Consider the following 26,182-nt stretch of genomic DNA (forward strand, 5'->3'; position numbering starts at 1 on the left):
AATGCAGGCGATATCTCAGGGTCAGGAATTGCGGTGGCGAAAAACTGACGAGTCAAACTGGCTTGCCAACTGTCCAAACCATGAAAGTCTTTGCCTTTTCTACGGTCGCATTTACACACCGAGGGTAGGTTATGACTACTCTGAGACTAATCAGCTTATTGCTAATCTCAAGATTTCGCCTAACTCTGAGTCATGGCGAATGAGGTATAAGCAAAAGGCTATTCTAGCTTTTGCAGATGAGCTATCTTCTTTTCTACAGCTGTATTCACACAGCTCTATCGCTCTAGTACCAATGCCTCCGTCAAAAACAGCTGATCACATTGAATACGACGACCGTATAGATCAGGCAGCTAAGAGTGTATCTAAAAGACTTGAAAATATAATTTACTTACCTTTGCTTTATCGCACCCGAAGCGTCTCAAAAAGTTCCTACCAAAGTTCGGGTGGCGGGCGTTCGGCTGACCAAATCTATAGAGACTTTGCAATTGATGAAGATTTGGCTGCTCAATGTGAGAGCAATACTTGGTTGATGATCGTAGATGATGTCCTCACCAGTGGAGCGCACTTTTCAGCAGCACAGAGATGCCTGATTGAGAAGTTTCCAGGCGCGGTAATTATGGGTTTATTCTGGGCCAAGGCGCAGAGCGATGATTGATTTTTAAACAAGGATTTAAACTCACCGACAGATTACGAAGTAAGGACCTAATCTAAACAGAGTCATCTTTCCACCCACACCCCTCACAATCCCAATGCACCCGCGATCGCTCATACGGCAGCGATCGCTCACACTCAGGGCAGCGCCCCGTAAATAGCGGATGCCAGTCCAGCAGCGCCCAGCGCTCCGCTAAGCTCAGTCGCTGCTCCGGTTGTAGAATCAGCTCACCGTTATAGAAAGCCGCGCCGTCCGGTTGCCAGGATTCTTCGACGTCATACCAGGAGAGCGGATCATCTTCAGGCTGAACCGGCTGATTTGTTTGTCGAAAATCGAGACACGTCTCGCGCTCTGGGCCAGATGGATGCAGGGCACAGACTAAGTAGGTGCTATGGGCATAGAAGTGGCAGCGATCGCACTTCGGGCATTCATTCATGTGGAACGACTCTTTCATGGGTGACAGATCTACTTTGCGTACAATCCTCTGTAAAGCAAACCGTCGCTCTAGTGCGAATTAGGAACCTGTCAGCCGGGACACGCTGGCTTGGATCAATGTCTTCTAAAAGAATAGGCTGGCCGCGTCCTACGTTCACTCGGTAGCCTGTGGACTCGTCAAGCTGACAAATAAAGTTCATGTCTGAACTATCGAGAACGGATTGATCGCAGAGCGGTATCTCTTCCTGAGCGATCGCCGGTAGCGCATAGAGCGATCGCAGCAAATAGCAAGTCGCGGCTAGCGTGCTCCAGCGTTTGAGACGTGGCGTATTGGGCGATCGCATTCGGCACCTCTTTCCTCGTTAGCGTAGGTAGCGCTTATAGGTTGCCCAGGGGTAGAGAGGGTTAGATGTACCGTTCTGATACCAAGCAACTGACCGACGGTGCTAACCTTTAAATCTGATTTCACCTATTTGGTGAAATAAACACACCAAATAGGTGAACTAATGCATAATAGCTAGTAAGGCGCATTTTCTTAATTTGTTGGAATGTGATGGTACCTCTTGTGACTTTAACTCCTGAAATTTCTGAGAAGATAGCTCTCTTGTTATGCATGTATTTGGAATGTCTGGAACGGACACTGAATCAAGAACGGACACTGAATCAAGAACGGACACTGAATCAAGAACGGACACTGAAACGGAGACTGAATCATTTTCTAGACCAGTTACTACCCTTACCCAAAACGAAAACTCAAATGAGACTGAATCAAGAACGGACACTGACAAATTGGTCATTCTCGTTATCTCAAACGATAACTCGAATGAAATCTAAAAGATCTGCATGTCTCTTTAAACACAATTATGAGTGTTCAGAGGTCGAGAAGATACCGCAAAGGTTGAGAGCACGTCACTTCCTGGCTAGAGAAAACCAACAACCTGGAACCTCGTACCCGGTCAGATATGGAAAATCAGGCGTAGTTATTCTTTCCCCGGCGGATGGCGCGCTCTCGCAAAGATTTATATTCGATCATTCATCAAACGAGTTTAGTTCAAGGCAAGACGCTCACAATCATCTGTGTAGCATACCTACAAAGGATGTAAATATACCGTTATCGCATATATCAAATGCCAGGCACTTTATTACTCAGATATTGCTGAGTTGTTTAGCTGATTCTATTCTCCAAGAACAAGCATTTCTATGTAGACAATCACGCTATCCGTTTTCAATAAGGCAGAGTATAAGGGCAGCACTTGTATGTCTTAAACAGATATGTGCTACAAAAATTGCCGATGTCGTAGATAGTACCAAGGCTCTCAGACATAGCTACTTGCCAGCCCTGCATCAACGTATTTTACTGCTCTTGCAATTACTTGTGAGAGCTGAAGCGGTTATTGCAAGCAAATTCCCTACGAGCGTTCCTCTCTTGAGAAGTACAGAACAAGGGAGGATTTATGCATAAGCCAGATTTTCCCAAGAATTTAGAGAGCCGCTCTCCTTTAGATAAAGCGGTTAACAACCTTCAGTCCGATGATGCAGTGGTATCTCCGCTCAAACCAAAGCGGATGTCGATCAGTCTTCCAGCCGATATCGCAGGGCTGTTAGAGTTTCTTGCAGAAACGCAGGGAATTTCTCAGAACGAAGCCCTTCGCAGAGCGATTGCAACGGAGGCTTATATTCAGCAAGAGATCCAAGAAGGTGCAACTATCCTGATTCAGAAACCCAACAAGCAAATAAAGGAGGTGGTTTTTCGGTAAGTCGTTTGAGGTATCAATGCTCATCGGACTGAGGATTGAAAATCTACACAACGGACTTTACCAATGAAGTTAAGTGGAAAAAATGTTAAGGCTCAGCAAAAGACTAAATCGCAGCAGGGTGCCCTTGATAACCATATTTTTGAAAAGCCGCTATCTTCAGCTCAGCAAAAAGAGATTCAGAAAGAACTGCATCTAGAAAGAACTCGACGTAGCTTGATTCGTTGGGGAGGGTTCGTCTTTATTTATACAATTGCTATATCAGGTGCATTGACTTTTGCGGCTGCATTTTTTCCTGAGCAAGTTGATTCAGAACCAATTAAAGATTGGTCTAACTTAATGATCTCAACTCAGATGGGTTTGGGCGGAGCAGTTATCGGCTACTATTTCGGTTGTAAGAATGACCACTAGTAAAAGTTACTTGATCAAGCCTTAATTTTGAGGAAATACAGCGTTTCTTGCTTTCGTGAGGTACAAACCAAGGGCTGAAACGCTTTTGCTTCTGGGGATTAGGTGTACCTTACCAATCTCGGAAATGCTGTAACTGGTTTCTCAAAAAACAATACTTTCTTCAAAGTCTCGCATTGAAGCAGCGAGACTTTTTAATTTGTCACTTTAGATACTATTACTCTTAGTCATTGAGATCTAGTTCACGTCACACGTTACAGCAACCAACAGAAGCGCTCAACGCCTCCGCTCAGCCTCACGATACTCCCAAGGCGTTACTGCGCCAGGACTCGCCCAAACCCCTACCCGCGCCAGCCTTGCCTGCTCCTCACCCAAGGCGATCGCACTCTGATTCGGACAACTATCGCTATAGCGCTCGTAGTGATAGGCATAGCCGTCTAGCGTCATCTGCGAGTTGAGGTGAATTTCTCCGGTGCTGGTGGCGACGAATAGCTCAGCTACTGTTCGACCATAGCGATCGCGCTCCACCGGCAACACGATGAGGGTGCCGTCGCCTTGGTTGATCAGACTCCGCAGATGGTTGCGCGAAGCTTCTCCCAGCGGCTGCTCCATCTCAGGGGCATCAATGCCACACAGCCGAATCTTTAGCTCTTGAGTGCCATCTGTCACTCTGAGCGTGTCGCCATCGTAGACCGAGCCAGGGACGAGCTGGTAGTGTTCGCTGACGGGCATGGAGTCAGTCGGCAAGGCAGTTGCGATCGCCTCGGTAACGGACTCTGGCAGCCACTTAGCGGTGGCCGCGATCGCGCCAAGGATGAGTAGTGGGATAAGCCCTCGTGTTTTGAGTTGAGACATATTGCAACCCTTTAGCGCAGTCATATGTAGGGTTCCCACTGCTCATCACAATCTCGGTTAGGGTTTAGGTTAACGCCTGAAGGAAATTGAGTTTCGCATAGATATGAATTCTCTAATTGCGGCTGAGCTAAGGTGTCAATCTCCCTGAGGTCGGCATTGCTGAGATTGGTACGGCGGAGGTCGGCACCGTGGAGGTCAACACCGCGGAGGTCGGCACCGCGGAGGTCGGCACCGCGGAGGTCGGCACCGCGGAGGTCGGCACCGCCGCGGCCGTTAATGACGAAACCGGCATTGCGGAGGTCGGCATTGCGGAGGTCGACAAAGATGAGGTCGGCATGGCTGAGGTCGACAAAGATGAGGTCGGCATTGCGGAGGTCGGCATGGCTGAGGTCGGCACCGCTGAGGTCGACAAAGATGAGGCTGGCATGGCTGAGGTCGGCATGGCTGAGGTCGGCACCGCTGAGGTCGGCATTGCGGAGGTCGACACCGACGAGGTCGGCACTGCGGAGACGGATGAGAGGAACGGTATCTTCTGGTCGCTGTGGCCCATAGAGAATTTTCCTTTGCACCAATCTCATCTCAGACAAAAATCCGATTATTTGTCCTTTGCGGTTTCCATCCAAATTAGGGTCACGTAGCAAAGTCAATGTGGTTGCTGTTGTCAGTGTGCGTAGCTCTGCGTTTTGAGGATCACCAAGGCTACCGTCGAGCTCTAGCAGAATAGTGGAGAGCTGATTGAGATAATCGGTCACAGCCTGTTGCTGTAGTTGCTCTAGCTCCTGCTGACGTAAGCTCTCCTCGTAACTCTGGGCAGCAAAAAACAATACTAACGGAATTGCAATCACGCCTAGCGCCTCTAGCGTTGGGCTGAGCCGTTCAATGATACGGAATAAGTCAGCCCGATCTACCCAGCGAGCTGTTGGTTCAATCGCTCGTTTCTCAATATGGATGAGGGGCTGATTGAGATGCAACAGAAGCCGCCGTACCGGGCTTCTGACGATTCGTTCTGCCTTCGCCCAATCATCCTCAGCACTGCCTGAGCGTTTCATAACTTGCCGATTGCGGTAGAGGCGTTCAGCGATCGCCCGCGTTTTCTCCGTAGGGTCTTTCGCTGTTTGCGATCGCCGGCGCGGAAACTTGATTTTGAAGCGATTCATCCTGAAATATGGTGGCAGGGCGGAATTTCCATGACAGTTTTAACATCAGCGAAAGCTAGCGATTTCCGGACTTTCTACGCTAAAAAGCACTTCTAACGCTCTCACTACCTGCCTCTGGGCGATCGCCACTTCCTCAAGCCGCGCCTGCAGATCCTCACTGCGCTGCCACACCCGCAGCATCTGGTCCGTGCTGCCCTGGCCCGTGCGATAGCGCACCTCCATCACCGCCTGCCGCTGGCGCTGGGTCTTTAGCTGCCTCGCCAGCATCACCCGCCTACGCTCTAGCGCCTCATATTCCAGCACCCCGTCAATCACGTCTCGCGCTAAGCCCTCTGCCACTTCCTCCCGCCTACGGATGAGGTCAGCGGCTTGGATTTCTAGATGGGCGATCGCCAGCCGATTCTCTTGCACATCGCCACCGCCTAAGAGGTTCTGCACCAGGCGCAATGGATCTAGCGTTAGATAATCTGTCCACTGCCGCGCCTCGGCATAGTCAATGCGATCGCTAGTCAGCTCCAAGCGCTGGTTTATCGCCGCTATCTCACTCGACTGGGCGATCGCCTGCTCCGTCAGCGTTGCTAGACACTCCGGGCTGCTCTCTAGACAGGGCAGCGTCGCCAGTGCGGACGAGCAAAGTAAGCTCCACGCTGAGGCTACCGTCAGCCCCTTGGCCCAGCCACTTAACCTGCCGAATCCTCCCAGCATAGGGACTGCGCACCACTGAAAGAGACGCGATCGCATTGTCTACCTCATCTAGCTTGAGCTGCGTCTGGGAGACCTGAAAGTCTCGATCTCGCAAACGCTGCTCATAGGCTGCCCACTGCTGCTGATACTCTAGGGCCGCTCGGTTGCGATCGCTGATGTTCTCGGCCAGGGTGACGGAGTGGCGGTATTCAGTGGTGGAGCGCTGGCCCTGGGTGAGCTGGTAGTCTCGCACGGCGGCGGTATGCTCTCGTTGCAGCGCGGCTAGCTTGGCAGTTTCGTGCTCTAGCACCAGCGGGTCTAGGTTCTCTAGCTCGGAGAGATAAGCAAGCTCCTGTTTCTTAGCGGCGATCGCGGCTTCGGCTTGCTCAACGGTGGCCTGAGCGCGGGCGATCGCGGCGTCTTCTTCTAAATAGCTAGGGTCAAGGATGGGCGGCTGGGTGGCCGGTGGCAGCGGGGCGCTAATGGTAGAGCCTTGCAGCCGTTCGAGGGTGAGAGTGAGCTGCTGTTTTTGCGCTTGGAGGCGATCGCGTTCACGAGTGCGATCGGCAATGAGCTGGCCTTGGGTGAGGCGATCGCCTTGCTTGACCTTGAGGTCTGCGGGGTCTGCGACTGAGACAGTGATGGTGAGGCGGCGCGGCTGATTACGGGTGGTCGCTGGCTGGGGTTGTTCTGGGGGAGATTGTGGGGTGGGGGGCTGTTGGGCGACGGCGACGGTGGCGATCGCAGCGAGGGCGATCGCGTAGGGGATTAGCCCTTTCATCTTGGTAGTCAGTGAAAAGTTCTAACGAAAGAATTCCCTTTGCAAGTGATAATCCCTAAACATAAATAAATGACTAGAATTTAACTACCAAGAAACTTTGTTCATTAGCGACAAATATGAAGCAGGCTAATTCTATCAAGACTTTAGAAAAGATTTTGAGAAAAGCTGTTGAGCAAGAAGGCGACATCACAGGTGGACAGGCTTTAACAGCAGCTATGGATTTAGAGTATAAAGCCTATCAACTATTCAACTTCTTTGAAATTTTTAGTAAAGCCAAAAAAGATGTAGAGAAACTAAAGTCCATAGAAAATATAGAAGAAGACATAGAGACAATTACTAGTTTACAGGATTTCTTTATTGCAAACGATATATGGAAAAACAAGTGGGATATCTTTAAAAAAACTATTAAAACTAGAAATGTTCTTTCTATTTTAAAATCTTTAGCAAAAAATTTTTCAGACGAAAATCCCAAATTTTTCTTAGACAATGAATTTATTCAAAGCTTGAGATCAGAAATTAGCGAGTTAACAGAAAAAATAGCTACATCAGATTTAACAGAAAAACTGAGAGATTTTTTGGTTGAAAAATTTGAAGAAATTCTGTTCGCAATAGATGAACATGATTTATATGGAGTTGAAAAGATAGAGACTACTGTACAGACAACTCTATGGAAAATATTTAAAGAAATAAAATCAATTGCTGAAAAAGATAAAGAAAGTCCTGTTTGGAAAAAATCTCTATCTGTTCTTTTATCTTTAGAATCCTTACTGAGTTTAGGAATAATGACAAAGACATATCTATTGCCTACATTCGCCGAGTATACTCAAAATCGAGATAAAGTTGAGAAAATGCTCACGCAAAAAGTTGACTTAAGCAATATTCCAGACAGTATTAATAATTTCAAGGGCTTACCTCCTGCAAAAACAGAACGCTCTGAATCCGATGAGTCTTACGAGAGTTAAATCTATACAAAGCTGAATCTGCAAGAGTTAGCCTAAAACTATAATGCTCAAACTCCCCACCACCCACTGATCGCTCAACTGCACCGTCGCCAGCTCCAGCGCATGCAGCTCCAGCGTTAGCGTGTCCCCTACCAGCTTCGCCGTCTCATACTGTCGTCCCGCTGGCTGTAGCGTGATGCCCTCCGGGTAGTCCACCGTCAGCGTACCAGAGAGATAGACGCGCTTACCTGCGTTCGCGATCGCAATCTGCTGCAACCGCTCCACCGGATTCTCATCGGCAAAGTTCAGCGTCTCTGTCCGCGTCTGCATCGTTTCCCCCGTTACCGCCTTCAGCGACTCCACCACCATGCTCTGCCCAGTGTGGTAGATGCCGCTGCCATCGGTGACGATAAACTCATTGCCGTCGCTCTTCAAAATCAGATACTCGCCAGCGGCGCGGCTGCGATCATCGGCCCACACACCTTTAATCTGCGCATACACCGCTTGCTCAGGGCTGGCGTTATACGTGGCGATCGCCCCTTCTCTCAGTCCTAGCGACTGGTTCACCTGCCCGGTCACGCCACCGTTACCCGCCATCCAGCAGCCCAAGACGAGCAGGCCAACCGCGATCGCCAGCACCCAATACTCACCAGGCCCACCCGTCACCAGCCGCCGCCGAGGGTTCGACACTGAGATACACCACACCGGCTCTGGCCAAAAGAGCTGCACCCCCTGACGGGTAAAGCAGTCGCTGAAGCAGGCCAGCACATGGCCCAACGGTAGCGCCACAAACGCCCATATCTCCCCCAGAACAAAGTAGCCAGCGGCAAGACTGAGAAGGGCGATCGCAGTGCTTGCTAACAGCGAATGCGTCACCGTGCGATGAGGATAGCGATCTTCTATCCAACTGCTGGCGGGGTAAAGCACCTGGCCGATAACGCTGGTGGTGGTATCGAGGTCGGGGAGCTGGGAGCCGAGGACGGCTAGCGCGAGCGGTAGAGGCTCAGCGGTGCCGAGTAGGAGGGAGACGCCGGCGGTGGCGATCGCGGCGTGGGTGATAGCGAGCATAAGCAGTGTATCGACAAAATTGCTCTTCAGAGAATTCCCATGACATACTCAGGTACATTCTGAAAATAAGGTCGAAATTATTCCATTAATCGCGAACGTAGCAACAGCGATACCCAAAAGACGAATAGCATAGTTCAGCTGTTTTTGCTTTCTATTACCAGCTTCTTCTAGCTGTTGTACACCCTTCAGCCAGGTGCTCGTGATTTTAGCTTTAACTTCTGCGTTATTTTCTCCAAACCACTGATCCGACATCAAAACACTGGGTTTAACAGTTGTCCCCATCGGATTTGCTAATAAGCCATAGCTGCTAATGCAGACGGAACAGGCAGTGAGCAGCATGACTACAACCTTTAATAAAACACAACTTCTACAACCATCAGGTAGCTCCAAACTGAATCGTAAGAGTAGACCTCCAAAACCTAAAAACGTTGTCAGACGAGAGTTGAGGTCATCAATCTGCTTATCGATTTTTTCCAAAAAATCTTTGGTGTACTCAAAAGCCAGAGACAGGTTAAGCAGTTCTTCTTCGCTAGCGCTATTATGTGTCTCATTATGAGAGTTTTTTTGCATGTCTGAAGATAAACCCATTTCACCTATTTCTGAATCAAACAGTTCTTCTGAATCCAATAGGAATCAGAATTCACAGTCTGGGAAACCTCGCCTAAATCAGACTCCGCCAGCAAAGCAAGACGAAACTACATCACTTAGATTCAATGAGGAGACACGACAATACAGCGTTGAATTTACTAGCAAAGTAGACCAAGACTCAGACGACTCATAAAAAAGTCAACAAATCACCCTCCCAACCGTTTCCTCGCCCCTCTTACACTACCTAATTGCTTCAACGCCATCCCTGTCACCAGCGCCGTGCCGCCGAAGATGTAGAGGCTCTTATTCTGCGTCCCCATGCCAATAAAGCGCACGATGCCAAACGCCATCAGCGCCGCCACGATGATCGGCATGATCACTAAATACTGCGTATGCTCTGGCTTCTGATGCCGAATTCCTAGCCGCTCCTGCCGCACCACCTTGCGGGCCAGCATCGGGTTCCGTCCGGCTAAGGGTTGCAGCTCCGCCAAGCGCGATCGCGTCAACGTCAGCCCCTGCTTCTGCGCTTCCGCTTCCATCACCTCACGAATCGCCCGATCGCTCGGCAGCGCCAGCTCTATCTCCAGCATGTCTAGGAAGATATCGCGCTGCGGATTCACGGGCGCAAAGCAAACCACCCGGCAGCCCTGGGCGATCGCATCCTCTAGCCAGTATCGTATCGAGGCTGAGAGGCGCTTAGCTTCGGGCAGTATCAGTAGCGTGTCGGGGCCGATGTTGTCCGCAATCTCATCTTTGAGCGCGTCCATCGTCATATCCTTCTCGCCCACCACCTCACCGTCTTTGTCGTACTTGTCTTCGGTGGTGGGGATATCGAGCGCTTCCGCCAGCGCCTTGAAAAACGCCTTACCGCTGCCCTTATAGACGGCGATCGCACAGTTCAGCTCACTGGCAAACTGCTGGTAAAGCGCTTGGGCCAGATCGGTCACACCCGATCCGGCCTCCCCCAGAACCAACACATTCGAGCCGAACTGTACCGCTTCAACAAGCTGTCGTAGCTCTGGCGTTTCTAGGCCGCTGCTGCCGCCCGCTGCTGGCGAAACTTCTGCAAAAGCTGATCCGCGATCGCCTTGGGCTGAGCCTTTGGGCTGGTTGCAGCCCTCACAGAGTCAACCTTCTGACGCACAGAGTCGGGCAGGTCTTCATAAGTCATCTGGCTAGCAAGTTGCAGGACTACCTGATTCGGTAGCGTCATCCGGTGTCCGGCCAGCTCCGCCGCTTCTAACAGCAGTGTCTCCATATCAAAGTTCTCGGCCTGTGGCTCCGGCGTCACCGTCTCAGCCAGATCACTCTCATCAAGCATTGCTAGCTCACCCACCTCAGCGACAAAGCCATCACGCTTACCCGTAGCATCTACATGAGCGCGTAGCATTTTTAACAGTTCAAACTGCGATTCATCCAGATAGCTCTTACCCTCAGAATCGCGCTGTGCTTTCAGCCCCAAAAACTTTAGATCAGCATAGTAGGTGTCCTTTTTAATCCCTAATTGCTCCATTGCCTCCTCAGGGCGAATCTGGGGCACCACTACCGAATTCTGCTCTGACATAACCACGTAATATTTTTTACAGCACCCCATATTATGGAAGCTCTGAGAAAAAAAGTGATCCGCACATTCCCCAGAATTCTGGGGTAGCCGCAAGCAGGGCCGAAAAGCAGTTTTGCCGTAGGCGATCGCTACATCGACTGAGCAAGCTAACAGATTGAGCCTGAATTTATGGAGAGGACTTTTAGGTGAGCAGGCAGGCGATCGCTCCTTCTCAAACGCAAAAGACCCCCAGCGCTAGCCAGAGGTCTTCTTATTTAGGCGATCTCAGCGATCGCCTGCTCTCCTCACTTCACCACACCCCCTACCTGATCACCCTGCACCGTCTCGGCAAAACCGCCGCCGAACTGGGCACCGCGCAGGTCATACTTGGGGGCATCTTTCTCAACTAGGGTTTGGATGATGCTTTGCAGCGCTTCGATCTGCTGACGCTGGGCTGCTAGCTGCTGGCGATACTCGGCTATGAGCTGCTGGTATTCGGCTATAACAGCTTCATTAGCAATACCTGTGATTGCCAAAGCCGTGGTCGGCTGGCAGATTAGGTCATTGCCACCGTTGACAGCCTTTATAGCTACACGGAGAGCTGATGATACCAATACAGATAGACAGTCGTCGGAGAAACTACAGCATCACAGTTACCTCATCGCAATGACATGCCATATTATTCAGGTCATGCTTTCACTTTCGAGCAAACTTCGTGGCGCTTTTTCAACTGGCACAGTCTTAAGTGTGCCAGCAGACTAAATCTAGTTAGGCTGCACTTGCTCAATCGGGACACCCAACTTACCTGTCAGGTCGATCACATTATCGGTAAACTCATTCAGGTTGCCAGAAAAGGTGACGGCGCTGCCTGCGATCGCTCCGGCTGAAGCGGCGATCGCCACTAACCGCTTCAGTCTGCGGCCAATGCGGTTGGTATCGGGTTCTGGTTTGCTGATGTCGGCTTCGAGGTCGTCGAGCACGTCTAGGGCTTCGTCTTTATGCTCAGCGGGAAGAGTTTGAATTTGTTCGCGTAGGGTAGTGATGAGGCGGGTGATGTCGTCGAGGTTTGCGCCGTAATTGTTGATAGTGCCGCCGATCTGATTGCCTTGGACAGTTTCGGCATAGCCACCGGCAAACTGAGCACCGCGAAAGTCTTTATTGCCAGAACTACTCTCTGCCACAGCCTTGGCCTCAATCGTGATGGGACGGCTCGCCAGCATTTTAACAATTTCCATCATGTCCGATTCCGGCTGACGAGACTGCTGACGATAGGCTTCTAGAAGTTCGTCTTTAAGAGAGTCAGTTTGCTGACGATAGCGGACAATTTCGCCATCTCTGGCGGCCAGTTCCTTTCGGTACTGGGCTTCTAAGCGTTGTAGGTTAATCTCATAGCGCTCATAAGCAATTTTCTCAACTTCTGCCTTGTTCGCCTCTGGAGGAACCGCTAAGCGGATTTCAAAGCTATTTTGACTTTTACGCTCAATACCTTGAACCGCAAGATTTTCGTCACCATATTGCGATTGCAGATCCTGAAATGAGGCAAGAAAAGCTTTCCAGTCAACCCCATTGACAAAGAATAAATCGACCGTTTCTAGAAACTTCTGAAAACGCTGGGTGAACTCTCCTGGCTGAAAACTGCCTCCGTGTGGACGGCGCTCTTGGTTATTTTCTTTGAGGTAGATGTGGTCACAGATAACACCTTGCAGATTCGTAGCACTGTTGATATTCCAATCTTCAATGCAGGCCCCCGTTAGCACGGCCCGTCTAAAGTCAACTCCAATAGCATCAGCTTTATAGAGACTGGCCTCTGTTAAATCAACCTTGTAGAAGTTAGCGGCTCCTAGCTTAGCTTCGTTGAATTGGGTTGCCTCACAGATAGCCTCGTGTAGCGTTGCTTGCCTTAAATCAGTCCCAACTAGAGAAGCTCGAAACAGATTTGCTTGGGTGAGATTAGCATCACAGAGGGTCGCTTGGCTCAAGTCAGTACCCAAGAGATTTGCGCTAGAAAGTTTGGCCCAGTTCAAATTAGCCGATTTCAGATTCGCTTTGACTAAAGACGCCTTTGTTAAGTTTGCACTCTGTAGGTTTGCATCCTGTAAATTGGCTCCTATAAAAGTTGCTCTGCGCAAGTCAGCCTTGACTAGATTGGCAGCGAGCAGTTGGGCCTGTGTGAAATCAGCTTCTTCCATGTTGAGTTGACTAAGGAAAGCCTGACGCAAATTTGCCCTTTTTAGACAAGCTTTCCTAAGGTTGGCTCCAATCAGGTCGACTTTAATCAGGTTGGCTCCACTCAGGTTAGCTTCACTCAGGTTGGCTCCAATCAGGTTGGCTCCACGCAGGTTAGCTTCACTCAGGTTGGCTCCAATCAGGTTGGCTTCACGCAGGTTGGCTTCACGCAGGTTGGCTTTACGCAGGTTGGCTCTACTCAGGTTGGCTCCACGCAGGTTGGCTCCAATCAGGTCGACTTTAATCAGGTTGGCTCCACTCAGGTTAGCTTCACTCAGGTTGGCTCCAATCAGGTTGGCTCCACTCAGGTTAGCTTCACTCAGGTTGGCTCCAATCAGGTTGGCTTCACGCAGGTTGGCTTCACGCAGGTTGGCTTTACGCAGGTTGGCTCTACTCAGGTTGGCTTCACTCAGGTTGGCTTCACTCAGGTGGGCTCCACGCAGGTGGGCTCCACGCAGGTGGGCTCCACGCAGGTTGGCTCCACGCAGGTTGGCTCCACGCAGGTTGGCTCCACGCAGGTTGGCTTTTCGCCACTGATTCCAAACCTCAACACCCTGCTTCAGAATTTCTAAATGCTCCTCATTAGCCATCCCTTCATCTCCCCCAGAACACAGTAGCGATCGCCCTCCTTACCCAACTCACCCATTCAGAAACGTCAAAATCTCCTCTACCGATCGCCGCTCATCAATCATCTGTCTCACCTGCATCATCTTCCGCACTTTGACATACACCTTCTGCCGCCGCGTTTCCCCAGGCTGGATCACCTCATCCCAGCAGTAGTAGTAACTGGTCGTGGGGTTCTTGCGCTTCTTGTTGCCGATGCGCTCCTCTAGCCAACCGCAGGCTTGACCTTTCGGGCTGTGCCGACGCTGCTGCGATCGCTGAACAGGCTGTTCTGGGGGAGATAACTGGATGTCTTCAGCCGCTCGTCGATTGAAAAGCTGGCGCTGCTCACCCACACGAAACACGACGTATCCTGGTTCAGCTACTTCTAACGCCCCTGTACGCCCGTAAAGCTGGCCGCGATCGCCCACCCTAGCCTCTGAGAGCAGTGGACACGGATTTTCGATTTCATAGGGTGGCACCTCCGGGAGTACAGTAAGCTGCAAACCTCGAAGGGGTGTCATGACGCCACCTCCATAGGTTCATGAATCTCCTTCAGCAGCTCTAGCAGCTCATAAAGCTGATCATCTATCAGCGACGACAGTTCATATTTGACAAACCACTGATACAGACGTTCTGACAACGTTGCCTCAGACCAGCCTAGACGACCAATTTCAGCGTCTATGGCAACCAACAAAGGGGAAAGGTCATTGCATGAGGTTTCAGGCGTGTTCCTGGGGCCATTAAGCCCAATATCAAATCCCCACTGAGGATTAGCCGCGATCGCCTTTTGAATTCCTGGGCGCAGAACCGGACTGGCCCACTGTTGCTGATATCTAGCTAAGCGCTGCTCTGGTGTAGGTTGTTCAAAATTTTGTTCTGGGGGAGACGGGGGCAGGGCTGTTTTCCTTGATTGAGTTTGTTGCTTCCACTTTGAAAACTCTTCTTGATTTGCTTCTACTTGTGCTTGCTTCCTAATCCATTGCTCTCTGAGCGTTGGTGGAGTCGGCAGTCGCGAAGCTTTCTTGTTTAACCAATTCCTAAATTCTGGATCGATTTCTTTTTTAATTTCTATTTCTCTCTCTTCAGATGCGGGTGGGTGGGCTGAGAAAGATTTGTAAGAGATCTGAGAAAGATCTGTAGAGTTGCAGGACGATTGCTCTGTAAGACTTTCAGGCGACATGTGTGATCCATCTGTCACTGAGTGTGATCCGTTTGTCACAGTGGGTGACAGATCTGACACAGTGAGTGACTCATTTGTCACAGGTGTGTCTCCAGAGTCACAGGTATTTATACTCACGACAGGGATGCGTAAATCAACTGCCCCGACGATGGATTCTTCTAATTGACCGTTCTCTATCAAGCAAGCTTTGGCTCGATAAAAGGTTCTACGCTGAATTTCCCACTTACGGCAAAATTCTGAAACATTAGCAATACGAAACCACCATCCCGCTTTACGATGGGCCAAAATCAGATGGTACAGATAGCCTTTGGGCGTATAGTGACCCTCTCGCCAGAGCTGTAAAACATCATGTGTTGTCAGTTCCAAGTGAGGTTGTCGTCGTGATGACTTACCGTTATTCGCTTTTTCTGTCATGATGAAGACTCAAGTATTTTTTTCGCCCGCCCTCCATAGGCGGGTTTTTTATTGTGCTATTCTCGATTTGAGAATAATACCATTGTGTGTTCATTGTGAAAGAACAAATTAAAATCGGTTTCGCGTTTGATAGAACGCTAAGGCATTTTGAGATCACAGCTCGGCAATTAGCTCTGGCTGCTGACGTAGCCCCCAGTCAGATATCAGAGTTTCGGAATGGCAAGCGAAATCTTGGTTCTGAAGCGATTGACAGATTGCTCTGCCATTTAGAAGAGTTTGCTCCTGGGAGTCGTAGTTACTTCTGTTGGCAACTCGCGGGTGGCAAGCCTTCCTTAGAAGATGAAATTGCCTACCTGCAGCCAAAAGAGCTTGCGACGCTGTTGAATGCAATCGCTGACAAGCTTCAAAGCGCGAATCAGTCTAAGCCAGTGGGAATTCTGGCTTCGTAGTGCCTCACAGATGAGATTTGAGAATGGTTGAGCGTGCATCTACTCAACGAGCACATACTCTCGATGAAATCCTTGCGATTATTCAGCCCCTTCCTATCGAGCAACGTGTTGAGCTAGTGAATCGATTACTTGGAGAATCAGGCTTGTCAGTTACCCCACAAAATGATTGCCCGCTACCCGTTGGCACGATGGGGACAAATGAACTGGGCGAAATTCTTCGGGCGATCGCTCAGAAGATTGAAAACACTTGAAGTAAGTTTTCATCAATAAGACTTCTAGCCGAATTCCTCGCTGGCCGCTCTCTCCGCACCTAGACGAGAAGCGTAGCACTTCCGCCTAACTCCAGTGCTCGTTCTCTTACTAGGGTGCTCCGCTCACTGTGTTCTGGGGGAGAAGAGAGGAGAAGAGGGGTAGGGGTATTGGCTGGGCGGCTGGTGAAAGTCAGCCGCCACAGAGACTCTAATGTCAACCATCCATTGCCGGGTCTGGGCGCGGATCGGTGACAAACTCACTCAGGATCAAAACCAGGCGATCGACTTCCTGAGAGGTGAGCTTGGCAGGGGTGCTCACACCGTCAAATTCAGCTTCTAGAATTCTCCTCACGTCGTTGGTCGTGAGTCCAGCCGCTTCTCTAGCTACCATGACTCGCCGCGCTTTGTTCTGGGGAGATTCTTCGGCTGGTTCGCCGCTGTCTAGCCATGCTAAGAGTCTGTCAGCTAGGTTCTCACCAGGGTTGAGGTGTTCTGTATTGGCTAGCTCTGAGCAGCGGCTTTTAGAAATCGTCAGAATATGGTGATAGTCCAGTTCTCCAGCTAGGTCAAACTCGTATTCAATGCCGCTGGCCTGAATCGGGGCGGTGCCAACTCTGCGAGGTGCCTGCTTGCCGCGTTCATTTTCTTCTAAAATCCATTCAGTTTTAGTGCGCATAGTAGCGATCAGGTGTCCGGGATAGCTCAGCATCTCATCAACTAGCGCCCGCTCTAGCTTGCGTACCTCTTTCCAGCCTGTGAAGCTGTTCTTCCCGCTGTTGGCCGCATCCAGTTCCCAGTACCAGGCATGAGTTAAAGAATCGATAATGATCAGGTCATAATCAGCGTTAGCCGCTTCGCGCAGAGCCATGATGTAGCTACTAGGGCTGAAGTCTGTCAGCTCACAAACATCGAAATTAAAGCGATCGGCGTACTTGCTGGCGCTACCGTGTTCGGTATCAAGCAAGGCGATATTAGCGCCGAGAAACTGACCGACATTCAGTGCCGTGTAGGTTTTGCCCGTGCCGCTGGCTCCGCAGATAGCGAGTCTTAGGCGGGCTTGCTGTTTGGTGGCTTTCTTGAAAAGAGTCATGTTCAAAAATCTCTAAATGTTTTGGGGGAGAGCGCCCCTAGCGCCTCGCCAAAGTTCGCTAGGGGCGGCTACTGGAGCTACTGCCAGCGCTGGACAAATTTTTTGAGGGCTGAGTCACGCGCAGTCTGCACTACCTCAGCTGCGATATGCGTCTTGCCGTCAGGGTGCAGCAGCTTGTGAATTGACTTGAGTTCGTTCAAAACGCGATCGCTGCCCCAGCGCCTAACAATGGCTTGCAGCTCTACGCAGTCCATCGTCCATTCCACTTCCATCTCGTCAGCTTGGCGCTCGCGTCGTTCCTGTTCTCGCCAGTAGGCTAGCTCTGGTGGCTCGCTAGCTCTGGGTGCTGGGTTGTTGTTAGTGCCGTAGAGATTTGAGCTTTTGCGTACAATCATTGTGAGATCTCCTTTTGTTCTGGGGGTTTCGTCTGCCCTGCTGCCTCGCCAAAGTTCAGCAGGGCTATTGATTTTTGCGTTCTTCATGCGGCGATCGCTCCAGAGTTCGTCAAACGCTGCTGAACGCTTTCTAGATATTCAGACAAGCTGCCCAGCCCAAGCTGTGAAAGCACGGCATAGCAATGCTTACAGCAGCCCTTGTGTAGCAAAATGATCTGATTTTTGTAGTCCTCACATTCGCAGTCAAGACCGTGAGGCGTACATTCGACGTGGTAAACCGTGCCCTTTCGCGGATTAGACACCGAAAAACGATGCGGCTCTTCTCGCCACTGCACGACGGTTAGTTTCTCGCCCTGCTGCTTACGCCAGTCGATAAAGTGCTGCTTAAACTGGCGCTTGCTGATGAATGTCGGACGCTGGCCTTTAATCCAGACCCAAACGACTTTAAAGAACTCACGCACTTGCACAGCAGCGCTAGGGCGCAAGCCGAAGATCCGACGCACAGCGGCAGCGGAATAAAGCAAGTGAGATGCGGTTGAAATCATGTATAAAACCAAACTCAACTATTACTATTATTGCACTTATATTGCGTGGGTGACATGCAATAAAGATAGTTTTGTCGCATGGGTGACATGCAATTCATCAGATATACTTATGCATGGGTGACATGCTAAAATACCCTTTCGTTAAGCATGAAAAGCTATGCCTAGAACGGGTGGAAATCCTGAGTTAGCTAAGCATCAATATCAAAAGCGTGATCCGAGTCGGGCTGAAAGCTATACGGAGAAGCTTTATCTACGGGTAACGCCCTCCATGAAACAAGCTCTGTCCGATGGCGCTTTACCTGACTGGCAAGACATTGTTAGGCAGAAACTAGAAGAAGAATTGACAAAAAATGTCGATCAATAGCGTGTCACCCATGCAATAAAGCGCTATAATGAATACAGGTGAGCGGGGGTCAAGCGCCCCACTGCCGTAAGACGCGAAGGGCTAAAACCTACGCCTACTGCACTAGGGGCAGAGGCCGAAACCAGGCCAGAGAGCTGGTAAAACTCTCACGAACGGCGCAGGCTAGCAGCCATCGGCCAAAGGCTGGCTCACTCGCAAGCAACAAGCTTTATCAGGCACTTGCAACACACTAGGCAGGGCAACGGCTCTCTAAGGCACCCTGCCTAATTTCTGCTGCGAACTTAGACACATGCCACAGACTAGACAACAGCTAGAACTTACGCTCGACAATAAGCCCCAAACGCTACCAGACTGTCTCAAAGCCTGCCCCTGGGTGCGCTTAGCAAGACACAGCACCTGGAGCATTGTGCTAGCCATACCGCAGCCCTTATCCCCTGGCCTAGCTGATTGGCTGAGGGCTGGCGGCTGGAGACCAGAAGGCGCTGCCGAAGACCGGGGACAGTGGGCTGTGAAGCTAACCGGCGGTGACGTTGAGGCGATGCTGAAGCTGCTACCCAGACCGGCAGGACACGGCAGCAGAACAGCGGGGAATTATCTACCCTGGTAGCGCCAAAGGAGAACAGGCACAGCTTTTAGCCAGCTCGCCCCCTGCCGGGGGCAGCCGCCCAGCCGCTACCAGGTGCGTGAGGTGGGGGCACCGTGTCAAGGCCGGAGCGCAGCGGAGAGCGCAGCGGGCCTTGATATGGGGCCGAACGCGCTAGCCTGATTGGGCAGCGGCTTGCTCCGGCAGGGAAAAAACAAAAGCGAAGCAACGAATTAGGCTGGCGGCTGAGGATGGGGCATTTATTAAGGGCGATCGCCATTGAAGGGAGAAGCGATTGCTAATGGGGCACACTCTCGGCAACTCCCTCAGCCTGCACTAGACATGTATCCCTGACCAACTGGGGGAGTTTTTTCTACTGGTAAGAATCTATGCAAGTTCGTTGGAAACGCTTTGCGATCGCTGCCCTCATTGCCTTCCCTGCGGCCTTCCTTCTACGTTGGGTCGCTACACAGTTTGCTGTTGAGGTTGCTTGCGTTTGGGAAGAAAGCGGCGAGGTGCACAAGGGCACTGATGAGCAGTGTCAGAATCTGCCAGCTAGTGCTGTCGTGATTGAACTTGAACAATACTAAGATTAGATATATGAGTCGGATTTTTCATAGATGAAACTATTTTACATAACCGACGATTAAACAAACAGACTTCTTTTCGCTTTGGAGACTGCGCTTCAGCAGATGATTCTGTAATAGCTTGAAGAATATCTTCTCTAAGAAATTCTTCAAGTTGCGGATAAATCTTATTTATTTCGACTTTTTCTGTATATTTAGCGACCTCTTTTTTTACTTGTTTTTTAAGCTTTTCTAGCCATAAAAAATATATTTCCTCCCGAAGTGACTTGAGCCTTAGAAGCCGCGTTACTTGAACTTGACTCTTAAAACCTATTTGTTCAGCAATATTTCTCATAGAGAGACCTTGACACACAAAAAGATCAAGAGCTTTCATAAAGCTATTGCCTGCAGGCACTCTTTTCTCATCAAGCTTTGAAACGCGATTTCTGACTACGTGCTCAATTGTTTCATCTAAACTAGTCAAAAAAATAGATTTGTATCGCTGCATGAATTCAGCTTCAGCGGTTTCTTGTGTTACATCTAAGTTATAAATTGATTCTTCGTGCATATCAATTATGTCAGGATCAGTAATTACCTGATTAGGAATACCTGTACGTACATAAATTCGATACTGGCGTAACTGTTGAGCAATTCCCTGTAAATGGTTTAGAACATCATTAGCAGAACGAGTCGAATCAATTTCTAACAATTGCTTATTTGTTGGAACCTTGCATCTTTGACGCGATTTTTCTTGAATTTTGTTTAGGCGATCTTGACGGTATACTGAATGATATGAAATGAGCAATTTCGATGCTGCTTCAATTTCGACATTGCTTAAACAGTTTAATTTTAATATTTGCTGCAACTGTGTCACTGTTGTATCGTTGAGAATAGCCCAGTCACTAACACGATATAAACCTTGTGTCTGCAAAAAATTGTCTAGCTCTTGGTGGCTGCGGACACGTCGCACCACCCAAGTAGGAAGCTTAGCTCTACTTGGGTTAAAGCTTTCTAGAATTTCAACTGCAAATGGTCGATAAGTAAAGTCAAGCTTTCCAGTATCGTCAAGGACAAATGGAATAATATCTGATTCCACGAATCCATATGCAGGCCCGAATTGCCTTACTATATGTTTACAAGTACGACTAATATGATGAGAAATTAAACATCGTAAACACAGTTGAGCCAATGAGGAATTTTTAGAATCGGATTGCCATACCTTTAAAAGCCATTCCTGTATCTGGCTATCAGTCATGGTTGAGTCACTTTGTATCGTAGCAAAGTGATTTTCAAGAAAAGCTTTCAAGGCAGGGATCTCACTAGCTCGACTATCGCCTGAGCTAGTGAGAGTAATTAAAGTCCAGTAATATTCCAAGACACGCATAGCCTCAATCATAAAAATTGAGGATCAGTTCATATTAAAGTTGTTTATTGAAAATTCTCTTGGGGAATAGAGTTTTCTCGCTCAACAACTTGAGAAGGAACATCTTGAAAGTCTTGAGAAGAGGGGCTGACAGCATCCTGAGTATGAGGTTTAGACAAGTAGGTGTGTCCGTAAGCTACTCCAGACAGAAAGGTAAGCAAAAGGCTGAATAAGCCCATCAAAACTTTATCTGACAAGGCGAGTTCAACTCCTAAAACTGCGCCTGTAGGCGAACTGACCTGCGAACGGTTTACATCTTGGCTAGAATTTGGCATCATAGATTTACAGCTGTATAGCTGTGCGATTTGAGCAAAGTCTTCTTGATGGCATTCAAGAAGGTAATGAGCAAAGTTTAAGCGTCTCTTGATGGCATTCAGGAGGCGCTTTGGGCTTGACTTGAATTATAGACGCATAATTTAGGCATGGCAACAGCCCTTGACAGATCTTTCCTGCCAAAGGTGTCAAAAACCGACTTATATTTCTCTTAAGCTGCCTACCTATACATAGTTCTGAGCCTCTTGAACTTATTCACGTCAGCTAAAAAATTCACTTTCAGCAAGGAAAAGAGACAGTATCTTGAGCCTCGCTCATTAGAACATAGTTCTGAGCTTGGTAAGCTTATTCACTACTGCTATCTGCAATCGCCCTCCTTATCCCCACAAAAAAAGCCCTAGCCAAAACGACTAGAGCCTTGATGCATCGATGATTGATACAAGGAGCCGTGCATCAAGCTGGACTGAGACGAAAAAGCCCCCGCTGTTGAGTCGCTGGGGGCTTTTGTCTGGAGTGTGTAGCGCGTGACTCGAACGCTAGCCAATGAAAAGCTTAGATGGCTTTGTTGTTCAGGTGGTCACGACGCAGCTGGTCAAACTTGGTTTCTTCCTTATTGTCCAAGTGCTCAGAGCGAAGCTGATCAAACTTATCAGTGGACTTGTTCAGGTTCTCACGACGCAGGCGGTCGAACTTGGAGAAGTCTTCTTTGTTGTTCAGGTGGTCGCGGCGCAGCTGGTCAAACTTGGTTTCCTCTTTGTTGTCTAAGTGTTCAGAGCGAAGCTGATCGAACTTATCCGAGGATTTGTTATCGAGATGTTCTTGGCGGGCCTGGTCAATGCGGTTGGCTGATTCGGCGGTGATGGCCTGGGCCGGAGAGATAGCTGCGGCAGAGAGGGCAAGAGAGAAGATAGCGAAGGTGATGCGTTTCATGATTTAGCTCCTTAAGTTGTTGGCGTTTTTGACTTCAATCATCTTGAGTCCTACTATGACGGCTCTCTCTGAGGCTTCTCTGACTCCAACCTGAGAATGGCTTAATGGCTAACTGAGAAGTCTGAGAGTAAGCTGACTAGCGGCTCATGTGTCTAAAGGTAGGAACCGACAGGGTAAATGTCGGGAAGCTGAAAAAATGGCAGTAGAGCGATCGCCTCCCCTCTTGCCAACGCAAAAAAAGGGGCCGCAGCCCCAAAGCCGCTAACGAACCAAACAGCAGCGCACCCGACCGCCCCGCTGGCCACCCTGCAACTGCACAGCCCCCTGAGGCACTACACAAGGCACGGACACCGCAAAACGACCTGGCCCACCGCTAGGACAGCGCACCAGCACTGAATACCCCACCACTGCTGACCACTTGGCCGCAAACTGAGACGGCAAGACCGAGAACCACACCTCAGCGACAAAACCTGTAAACGACCTATCAGACTCGCGCCAGTAGCACTCGACTGCCTCGAACTCAGCAGCCAAAGCCTGAACGAACTCAAACGGAACTGGAAGCATAACTAAAGCCAAACGCAACGCGCTCTTTTAACGCCCTGCGTTTAGCTGTCTTAAAAGCGATATGGCTAGTGTCAAGGGTGGGGGCAACGTAGCGATCGCCTTCCTTTATTAACCAGCTTCCCCCACTTGCGCAGCCCTTGAGACGGGCTTTTGTGGCGTATACTAACGCTCCCTGCGTTGGCTTACCTTGCGATCGCCTTGCTGAGCGGGAGGTTCTGGGGGGAACGCCCAGAGCCGTCTCGCAGAGCGGCGAGTTGCTAATAGGCTTGGATTGATAAGTTGGCTATGTTTGAAAAGCGATCGCAGACGCAAAGCCCTCAGCTCGGCCAAACTGAGGGCGGACGTTTAGGTGTATTGAGCTAAGCCGCGATCGCAGGTCGTGCGTAAGCAAACCGAATAGCGTCGATATCGATGTCAGCATCTCGCATCGCTTCAATCTCTGTCTCAAAGTCAACCGAATCGCTATACTCGCCTTCGTGCAGTAGACAGTGAATTTCGATGCCCAAGCGTGTTACTAGGTAAACCAGCTTCGGCGTGAAACCTAACTGCTCAGCGATCGCCCAAACTTGCCCAGGATTAGCTAACGCTAAATTGACCGACAGATAAGCCTTGCCTTTTGGCGGGATGGTGGGAATCTGCGCAATATCAGGAATCGAGATCGTCTGTGTACTCATTGTCTACCTCTGACTTAAACCAACAAATAAACCGATAGTCACCGTACTTACTGGCCTTTTGGCTTCTCTGAGTTACCTTGAGCAGCGTGGTTAGCCCAACCTTATCAGCAATTTTTTCGCACTTGCCCTCAGCCTCATCGGCATTCTTAGCCCAGACCTCCTCTTCCCATTCTTCTGTAGCTGCGTCTGGATCTTCAATCATTTCCATCGCCGGTGGAGCCATCGGCCTAGCGGAGCTGCCAGAGCCACCCGACAAGAGTGAGCCGCAACCACCAATACCACAGCCCATCTCACCGCAGTTCCCCGCCATCAGAAAGGCGGAAAAGCCAGCCAGGGCTAACGTTCTCGGAATCTTACTTAGTTTCATCATTGACCTCATAAATTTTCTTGGGTGCTGTAGCTCATAGCCAAAGTCTCTCGGTACCAAACCACAACCCAGCGATCGCCGTAGGCGTAGTAGTCGGCTTGGTCGCTGTAGTGACGCGGATAGCCAAAGGTGCCGATCATGTCAGCGCGGCGCTGGGGCCAAGCTAGATGCTGCAAAGTGCGCAACTGCTCAGCCGTAATGGAACCATCAGCTCCATAGCGCGGCGATCGCTCAGCCGAGTCTGCAATTGGAAAGTGTTTCCAGTGGTAGCCTGTTGCCAGTGCGTTCTGGCTCATCGAGTCGTAATGGATGACGACATAGACACCCGCAGGCGTGAGATACCAGTCACAGCAGTTCGCCCGGTAGCGGGGATAGCCAAAGGTGCCGATCATGTCTCGGTAAGCTTGGGGCCAGGCCAGATGCTCTAGCACTGTGACCTGCTGGGCTGAAAGCTGCCCGTCACGGCTGTAGGGCGTCAGAGCCGCCGCTTCGACCGCAACGATCGAGATACCAAAGGCGATCGCGCCCATGAACTCAGCTCGCATCGCCCTGCATCCGCTGCTGTCTGAGGGCGTTCAGCACCTCTAGCTCGGTCTGTGTCTCAATCTTGAACCGAGCGATGCCCCGCTTAGCGCCAGTGGTCTTGTAGGCTTGCAGCTCAGCCTCAGAGAAATCGACCTCAGCGACATTGACCTGCTCGATGAAAGCTTGCACGTCTGCTAGTTCAACCTCTAGCGACTGCTGCAGGTGACTGTTCTGAGTCTGAATGAGTGCTAGAGCACCGCTAACCTCATCGGGTACCAGCTCCCCTTCAATCACACCAGCGCTGCCCCATTCCTGGGAGTAGTGACCTTTGGCATCTGCGACCCACTGCTGCCGTGACTGCTTGGGCACCTGGGAGAACTCGTTAAAGAGCGATCGCGCTAGCTCGGTGAAGCCTTTGCCTTCTTTCAGCAGCGGTTCGGGGGCGACTTTACAGAGCCAGTCAAACCAGCGGGTACGGATAGTGACGGCTTTGACGCCTAATTCGTCTGCGAGCTGCTGTGCGGTGTAGGGAGCTGATATGGGCTGTGATGTGCTCTCAATGTGCGATCGCACGTGCGCTGCGACGTGCGGTGATACGGATCTCATCTATGCAAACTCCTTGAGCGAATGGCTCAAATGCTGATGATTCAGTCGTTTTGAACTGTGCTGTAACTGTGCAAACGATGTACGGCTAGTGTGCGCCGCACGTACGCTTGTTCTCTTTATCGCATAATAAGCGACAATTTACACTTGTCAAGCAATACTAGAATACTTTTACTCGGTTAGAGTCATTGGAGAAGCCGCAATGGAATCCTTGATGCAAGTCACCCTAAGCGTCGATATCCCGAACCTGGGGTCACGAATTAAAGCTGCTAGAGAAGCGAGCGGGAAATCTCCGACCCTAATCGCTGCACTGGCAGAAATGTCTGTTGCCAATCTCTATCGCATAGAGTCAGAAGACACAAAATCTATTCCCAGAGATACGCTGAAGCGGCTAGGAGAAGCTTTGGGAGAAGATTTTGACGCTGATGTTAAGGCTGCTCTCAAAGAAATTAGCGTAGAGTCATGACATCGCCTCAATTTCGGGCTGGTCAAATCATTCCCCTGCGGTATAAGAGCCGTGAGCTAAGAGCCGTCATCATCGATCCAAACGGTCTTGGCGAAGGTCGCCCCACGATCGGGCTAGGCTTTCGTGGCATGGATCGGCACGTTGGCATCCCTCAAACAACTCTGTCTAGGAGGGTGATGCAAATCGATGGAGTAAAGCATCTACAACTCCCATCTGGCAAGACTTTTAGGGTGATGCAAATCGACGGAGAAGACGGCAATCAGTATCTTCTTCTAGAAGCTTCCGACTGGGTTGCTCTAGCACAGGACTGGGCTAAAACACCTGGAAAACTGAGGAAACCATCTCGTGACGGTCTAATAGATTTTCTGGCCTGGTTCGCTGCAGAGGGTATCTATGCTCAGGCATACACCATTCTCAAGCGAGCCTACACATACGAAGACGATCAACGGGTTCAAAGCTGGATCATGACACGGGAAGCAGGGAAGCCCGCGCGAATGGATTGGAGCTGGGAAGTCAAAGACAAAGACCCGCGTGGACGTTACGGCTACTGGACAAACTACGTCTATCGAGGACTGTTCGGCATGGATGCAGCCACGATGAAAGCAGTTTGGGAGAGCCCAGTTCATGGCAGCGATCGCATTGCGCGTAACTACATTCCCCAGGCAGTAGGGCTAGAAGCAGTAGCTTACTGCGAGAAGATGGTGGCTCAGCTCGACCTCGACGACATTGAGGAGGCCCACGACTTAGCCATTCAAGCCACACAGATCAAGTTTGCCAAGTATTTTCTGTTGGGCTAATCAATTAAGTGCCTAAGCAGTTAAT

At 50.1% G+C, this 26,182-nt stretch carries 36 protein-coding genes; 11 read left to right on the plus strand and 25 right to left on the minus strand.

Going from position 1 to position 26,182, the window contains the following annotated elements; all coding sequences use genetic code 11:
• Nucleotides 1–655, plus strand: a 655-nt coding sequence (locus QJQ48_RS24880; protein ID WP_346293952.1) for a hypothetical protein, incomplete at its 5' end; no start/stop codon positions are given.
• Nucleotides 656–707: 52 nt separating this feature from the next.
• On the opposite strand, the gene QJQ48_RS24885 is transcribed toward QJQ48_RS24880, so the two are convergent.
• Both QJQ48_RS24885 and QJQ48_RS24890 read right to left on the minus strand, forming a co-directional pair.
• Nucleotides 708–1,088, minus strand: coding sequence for a hypothetical protein (locus QJQ48_RS24885; RefSeq protein WP_346293953.1), 381 nt, complete (start codon nt 1,086–1,088; stop codon nt 708–710).
• A complete protein-coding gene (locus QJQ48_RS24890) occupies nt 1,081–1,431 on the minus strand; it encodes a hypothetical protein (RefSeq protein ID WP_346293954.1) in 351 nt (116 codons plus the stop codon). Before QJQ48_RS24890 ends, QJQ48_RS24885 begins: the two co-directional genes overlap by 8 nt.
• 1,110 nt (nt 1,432–2,541) lie before the next feature.
• Between QJQ48_RS24890 and QJQ48_RS24895 the strand changes: the two genes are divergently transcribed.
• Together QJQ48_RS24895 and QJQ48_RS24900 are read left to right on the plus strand one after the other, a co-directional pair.
• Nucleotides 2,542–2,844 carry a ribbon-helix-helix domain-containing protein gene (locus QJQ48_RS24895; RefSeq protein WP_346293955.1) on the plus strand — a complete coding sequence of 101 codons (303 nt, stop codon included), beginning with the start codon at nt 2,542–2,544 and terminating at the stop codon, nt 2,842–2,844.
• Between the two features lie 63 nt (nt 2,845–2,907).
• A complete protein-coding gene (locus QJQ48_RS24900; protein ID WP_346293956.1) occupies nt 2,908–3,252 on the plus strand; it encodes a hypothetical protein in 345 nt (114 codons plus the stop codon).
• Between the two features lie 273 nt (nt 3,253–3,525).
• Here QJQ48_RS24900 and QJQ48_RS24905 read toward each other — a convergent pair whose 3' ends face one another.
• The 4 genes from QJQ48_RS24905 to QJQ48_RS24920 are packed head-to-tail and all read right to left on the minus strand — an operon-like array spanning nt 3,526 to nt 6,726.
• Entirely contained in the window at nt 3,526–4,104 is a 579-nt protein-coding gene (locus QJQ48_RS24905) for a thermonuclease family protein (protein WP_346293957.1), read from the minus strand.
• A gap of 20 nt (nt 4,105–4,124) precedes the next feature.
• Complete coding sequence (locus QJQ48_RS24910) at nt 4,125–5,261, minus strand: pentapeptide repeat-containing protein (RefSeq protein ID WP_346293958.1); 1,137 nt, start codon at nt 5,259–5,261, stop codon at nt 4,125–4,127.
• Between the two features lie 45 nt (nt 5,262–5,306).
• Nucleotides 5,307–5,780, minus strand: a complete 474-nt coding sequence (locus QJQ48_RS24915) for a type 1 glutamine amidotransferase family protein (RefSeq protein WP_346293959.1) — start codon at nt 5,778–5,780, stop codon at nt 5,307–5,309.
• 22 nt (nt 5,781–5,802) lie between these two features.
• Complete coding sequence (locus QJQ48_RS24920) at nt 5,803–6,726, minus strand: HlyD family secretion protein (protein WP_346293960.1); 924 nt, start codon at nt 6,724–6,726, stop codon at nt 5,803–5,805.
• Between the two features lie 116 nt (nt 6,727–6,842).
• Here QJQ48_RS24920 and QJQ48_RS24925 point away from each other — a divergent pair, with 116 nt between their 5' ends.
• Nucleotides 6,843–7,688, plus strand: coding sequence for a hypothetical protein (locus QJQ48_RS24925; RefSeq protein ID WP_346293961.1), 846 nt, complete (start codon nt 6,843–6,845; stop codon nt 7,686–7,688).
• A 27-nt stretch (nt 7,689–7,715) separates the two neighbouring features.
• On the opposite strand, the gene QJQ48_RS24930 is transcribed toward QJQ48_RS24925, so the two are convergent.
• The 8 genes from QJQ48_RS24930 to QJQ48_RS24965 all read right to left on the minus strand — a co-directional run bounded on the left by QJQ48_RS24930 (nt 7,716) and on the right by QJQ48_RS24965 (nt 15,292).
• Nucleotides 7,716–8,735 (minus strand): metal-dependent hydrolase, encoded by a 1,020-nt coding sequence (locus QJQ48_RS24930; RefSeq protein WP_346293962.1) that lies wholly within the window; start codon nt 8,733–8,735, stop codon nt 7,716–7,718.
• A gap of 48 nt (nt 8,736–8,783) precedes the next feature.
• Nucleotides 8,784–9,362: a hypothetical protein gene (locus QJQ48_RS24935; RefSeq protein ID WP_346293963.1), complete on the minus strand. Its 579-nt coding sequence runs from the start codon at nt 9,360–9,362 to the stop codon at nt 8,784–8,786.
• 167 nt (nt 9,363–9,529) lie between these two features.
• Nucleotides 9,530–10,270, minus strand: coding sequence for a carbon-nitrogen hydrolase family protein (locus QJQ48_RS24940; RefSeq protein WP_346293964.1), 741 nt, complete (start codon nt 10,268–10,270; stop codon nt 9,530–9,532).
• 80 nt (nt 10,271–10,350) lie between these two features.
• Nucleotides 10,351–10,887: a hypothetical protein gene (locus QJQ48_RS24945; protein ID WP_346293965.1), complete on the minus strand. Its 537-nt coding sequence runs from the start codon at nt 10,885–10,887 to the stop codon at nt 10,351–10,353.
• Nucleotides 10,888–11,171: 284 nt separating this feature from the next.
• Complete coding sequence (locus tag QJQ48_RS24950) at nt 11,172–11,402, minus strand: hypothetical protein (RefSeq protein ID WP_346293966.1); 231 nt, start codon at nt 11,400–11,402, stop codon at nt 11,172–11,174.
• A 228-nt stretch (nt 11,403–11,630) separates the two neighbouring features.
• Complete coding sequence (locus QJQ48_RS24955) at nt 11,631–13,682, minus strand: pentapeptide repeat-containing protein (protein WP_346293967.1); 2,052 nt, start codon at nt 13,680–13,682, stop codon at nt 11,631–11,633.
• A 48-nt stretch (nt 13,683–13,730) separates the two neighbouring features.
• Nucleotides 13,731–14,219 (minus strand): hypothetical protein, encoded by a 489-nt coding sequence (locus QJQ48_RS24960; protein WP_346293968.1) that lies wholly within the window; start codon nt 14,217–14,219, stop codon nt 13,731–13,733.
• Nucleotides 14,216–15,292: a hypothetical protein gene (locus QJQ48_RS24965; protein ID WP_346293969.1), complete on the minus strand. Its 1,077-nt coding sequence runs from the start codon at nt 15,290–15,292 to the stop codon at nt 14,216–14,218. The genes QJQ48_RS24960 and QJQ48_RS24965 overlap by 4 nt, the downstream gene beginning before the upstream one ends.
• Nucleotides 15,293–15,387: 95 nt before the next feature.
• On the opposite strand from QJQ48_RS24965, the gene QJQ48_RS24970 reads away from it, so the two are divergent.
• Together QJQ48_RS24970 and QJQ48_RS24975 are read left to right on the plus strand one after the other, a co-directional pair.
• Nucleotides 15,388–15,741 carry a helix-turn-helix domain-containing protein gene (locus tag QJQ48_RS24970; RefSeq protein ID WP_346293970.1) on the plus strand — a complete coding sequence of 118 codons (354 nt, stop codon included), beginning with the start codon at nt 15,388–15,390 and terminating at the stop codon, nt 15,739–15,741.
• 23 nt (nt 15,742–15,764) lie between these two features.
• On the plus strand, nt 15,765–15,992 hold the full coding sequence (locus QJQ48_RS24975; RefSeq protein WP_346293971.1) for a hypothetical protein: 228 nt from the start codon (nt 15,765–15,767) through the stop codon (nt 15,990–15,992).
• A gap of 214 nt (nt 15,993–16,206) precedes the next feature.
• On the opposite strand, the gene QJQ48_RS24980 is transcribed toward QJQ48_RS24975, so the two are convergent.
• From QJQ48_RS24980 to QJQ48_RS24990, 3 genes are all read right to left on the minus strand, one after another.
• Nucleotides 16,207–17,082, minus strand: coding sequence for an ATP-binding protein (locus QJQ48_RS24980; protein WP_346293972.1), 876 nt, complete (start codon nt 17,080–17,082; stop codon nt 16,207–16,209).
• A gap of 77 nt (nt 17,083–17,159) precedes the next feature.
• Entirely contained in the window at nt 17,160–17,477 is a 318-nt protein-coding gene (locus QJQ48_RS24985) for a hypothetical protein (RefSeq protein WP_346293973.1), read from the minus strand.
• 83 nt (nt 17,478–17,560) lie between these two features.
• Nucleotides 17,561–18,022: a hypothetical protein gene (locus tag QJQ48_RS24990; RefSeq protein ID WP_346293974.1), complete on the minus strand. Its 462-nt coding sequence runs from the start codon at nt 18,020–18,022 to the stop codon at nt 17,561–17,563.
• A gap of 157 nt (nt 18,023–18,179) precedes the next feature.
• Here QJQ48_RS24990 and QJQ48_RS24995 point away from each other — a divergent pair, with 157 nt between their 5' ends.
• The 3 genes from QJQ48_RS24995 (at nt 18,180) to QJQ48_RS25005 (ending at nt 19,559) form a co-directional block, all read left to right on the plus strand.
• Nucleotides 18,180–18,386, plus strand: a complete 207-nt coding sequence (locus QJQ48_RS24995; RefSeq protein ID WP_346293975.1) for a hypothetical protein — start codon at nt 18,180–18,182, stop codon at nt 18,384–18,386.
• 289 nt (nt 18,387–18,675) lie between these two features.
• Nucleotides 18,676–18,993, plus strand: a complete 318-nt coding sequence (locus tag QJQ48_RS25000; protein ID WP_346293976.1) for a hypothetical protein — start codon at nt 18,676–18,678, stop codon at nt 18,991–18,993.
• 365 nt (nt 18,994–19,358) lie between these two features.
• Nucleotides 19,359–19,559: a hypothetical protein gene (locus tag QJQ48_RS25005; RefSeq protein ID WP_346293977.1), complete on the plus strand. Its 201-nt coding sequence runs from the start codon at nt 19,359–19,361 to the stop codon at nt 19,557–19,559.
• Here QJQ48_RS25005 and QJQ48_RS25010 read toward each other — a convergent pair.
• The 8 genes from QJQ48_RS25010 to QJQ48_RS25045 form a co-directional block, all read right to left on the minus strand.
• On the minus strand, nt 19,525–20,931 hold the full coding sequence (locus QJQ48_RS25010) for a hypothetical protein (protein ID WP_346293978.1): 1,407 nt from the start codon (nt 20,929–20,931) through the stop codon (nt 19,525–19,527). The genes QJQ48_RS25005 and QJQ48_RS25010 overlap by 35 nt on opposite strands.
• A 32-nt stretch (nt 20,932–20,963) precedes the next feature.
• Nucleotides 20,964–21,236, minus strand: a complete 273-nt coding sequence (locus QJQ48_RS25015; protein ID WP_346293979.1) for a hypothetical protein — start codon at nt 21,234–21,236, stop codon at nt 20,964–20,966.
• A 547-nt stretch (nt 21,237–21,783) separates the two neighbouring features.
• Nucleotides 21,784–22,161 carry a hypothetical protein gene (locus QJQ48_RS25020; RefSeq protein ID WP_346293980.1) on the minus strand — a complete coding sequence of 126 codons (378 nt, stop codon included), beginning with the start codon at nt 22,159–22,161 and terminating at the stop codon, nt 21,784–21,786.
• Nucleotides 22,162–22,422: 261 nt separating this feature from the next.
• Nucleotides 22,423–22,725: a hypothetical protein gene (locus tag QJQ48_RS25025; RefSeq protein ID WP_346293981.1), complete on the minus strand. Its 303-nt coding sequence runs from the start codon at nt 22,723–22,725 to the stop codon at nt 22,423–22,425.
• A 359-nt stretch (nt 22,726–23,084) separates the two neighbouring features.
• Entirely contained in the window at nt 23,085–23,399 is a 315-nt protein-coding gene (locus tag QJQ48_RS25030; RefSeq protein ID WP_346293982.1) for a hypothetical protein, read from the minus strand.
• Nucleotides 23,371–23,766, minus strand: coding sequence for a hypothetical protein (locus tag QJQ48_RS25035; protein WP_346293983.1), 396 nt, complete (start codon nt 23,764–23,766; stop codon nt 23,371–23,373). Before QJQ48_RS25035 ends, QJQ48_RS25030 begins: the two co-directional genes overlap by 29 nt.
• Before the next feature lie 8 nt (nt 23,767–23,774).
• Entirely contained in the window at nt 23,775–24,311 is a 537-nt protein-coding gene (locus QJQ48_RS25040; RefSeq protein ID WP_346293984.1) for a hypothetical protein, read from the minus strand.
• Complete coding sequence (locus tag QJQ48_RS25045) at nt 24,301–24,897, minus strand: hypothetical protein (protein WP_346293985.1); 597 nt, start codon at nt 24,895–24,897, stop codon at nt 24,301–24,303. The genes QJQ48_RS25040 and QJQ48_RS25045 overlap by 11 nt, the downstream gene beginning before the upstream one ends.
• A gap of 199 nt (nt 24,898–25,096) precedes the next feature.
• Here QJQ48_RS25045 and QJQ48_RS25050 point away from each other — a divergent pair, with 199 nt between their 5' ends.
• The gene (locus QJQ48_RS25050; RefSeq protein WP_346293986.1) at nt 25,097–25,360 is read left to right on the plus strand and encodes a helix-turn-helix domain-containing protein; all 264 of its coding nucleotides are present in this window, start codon (nt 25,097–25,099) and stop codon (nt 25,358–25,360) included.
• Nucleotides 25,357–26,157: a hypothetical protein gene (locus QJQ48_RS25055; RefSeq protein ID WP_346293987.1), complete on the plus strand. Its 801-nt coding sequence runs from the start codon at nt 25,357–25,359 to the stop codon at nt 26,155–26,157. Before QJQ48_RS25050 ends, QJQ48_RS25055 begins: the two co-directional genes overlap by 4 nt.
• The last annotated feature ends 25 nt before the right edge of the window (nt 26,158–26,182 follow it).

It is taken from the genome of Sphaerothrix gracilis Ecp01 (genome assembly GCF_030405905.1).
GTDB classification, from domain to species: Bacteria; Cyanobacteriota; Cyanobacteriia; order Phormidesmidales; family Phormidesmidaceae; genus Sphaerothrix; species Sphaerothrix gracilis.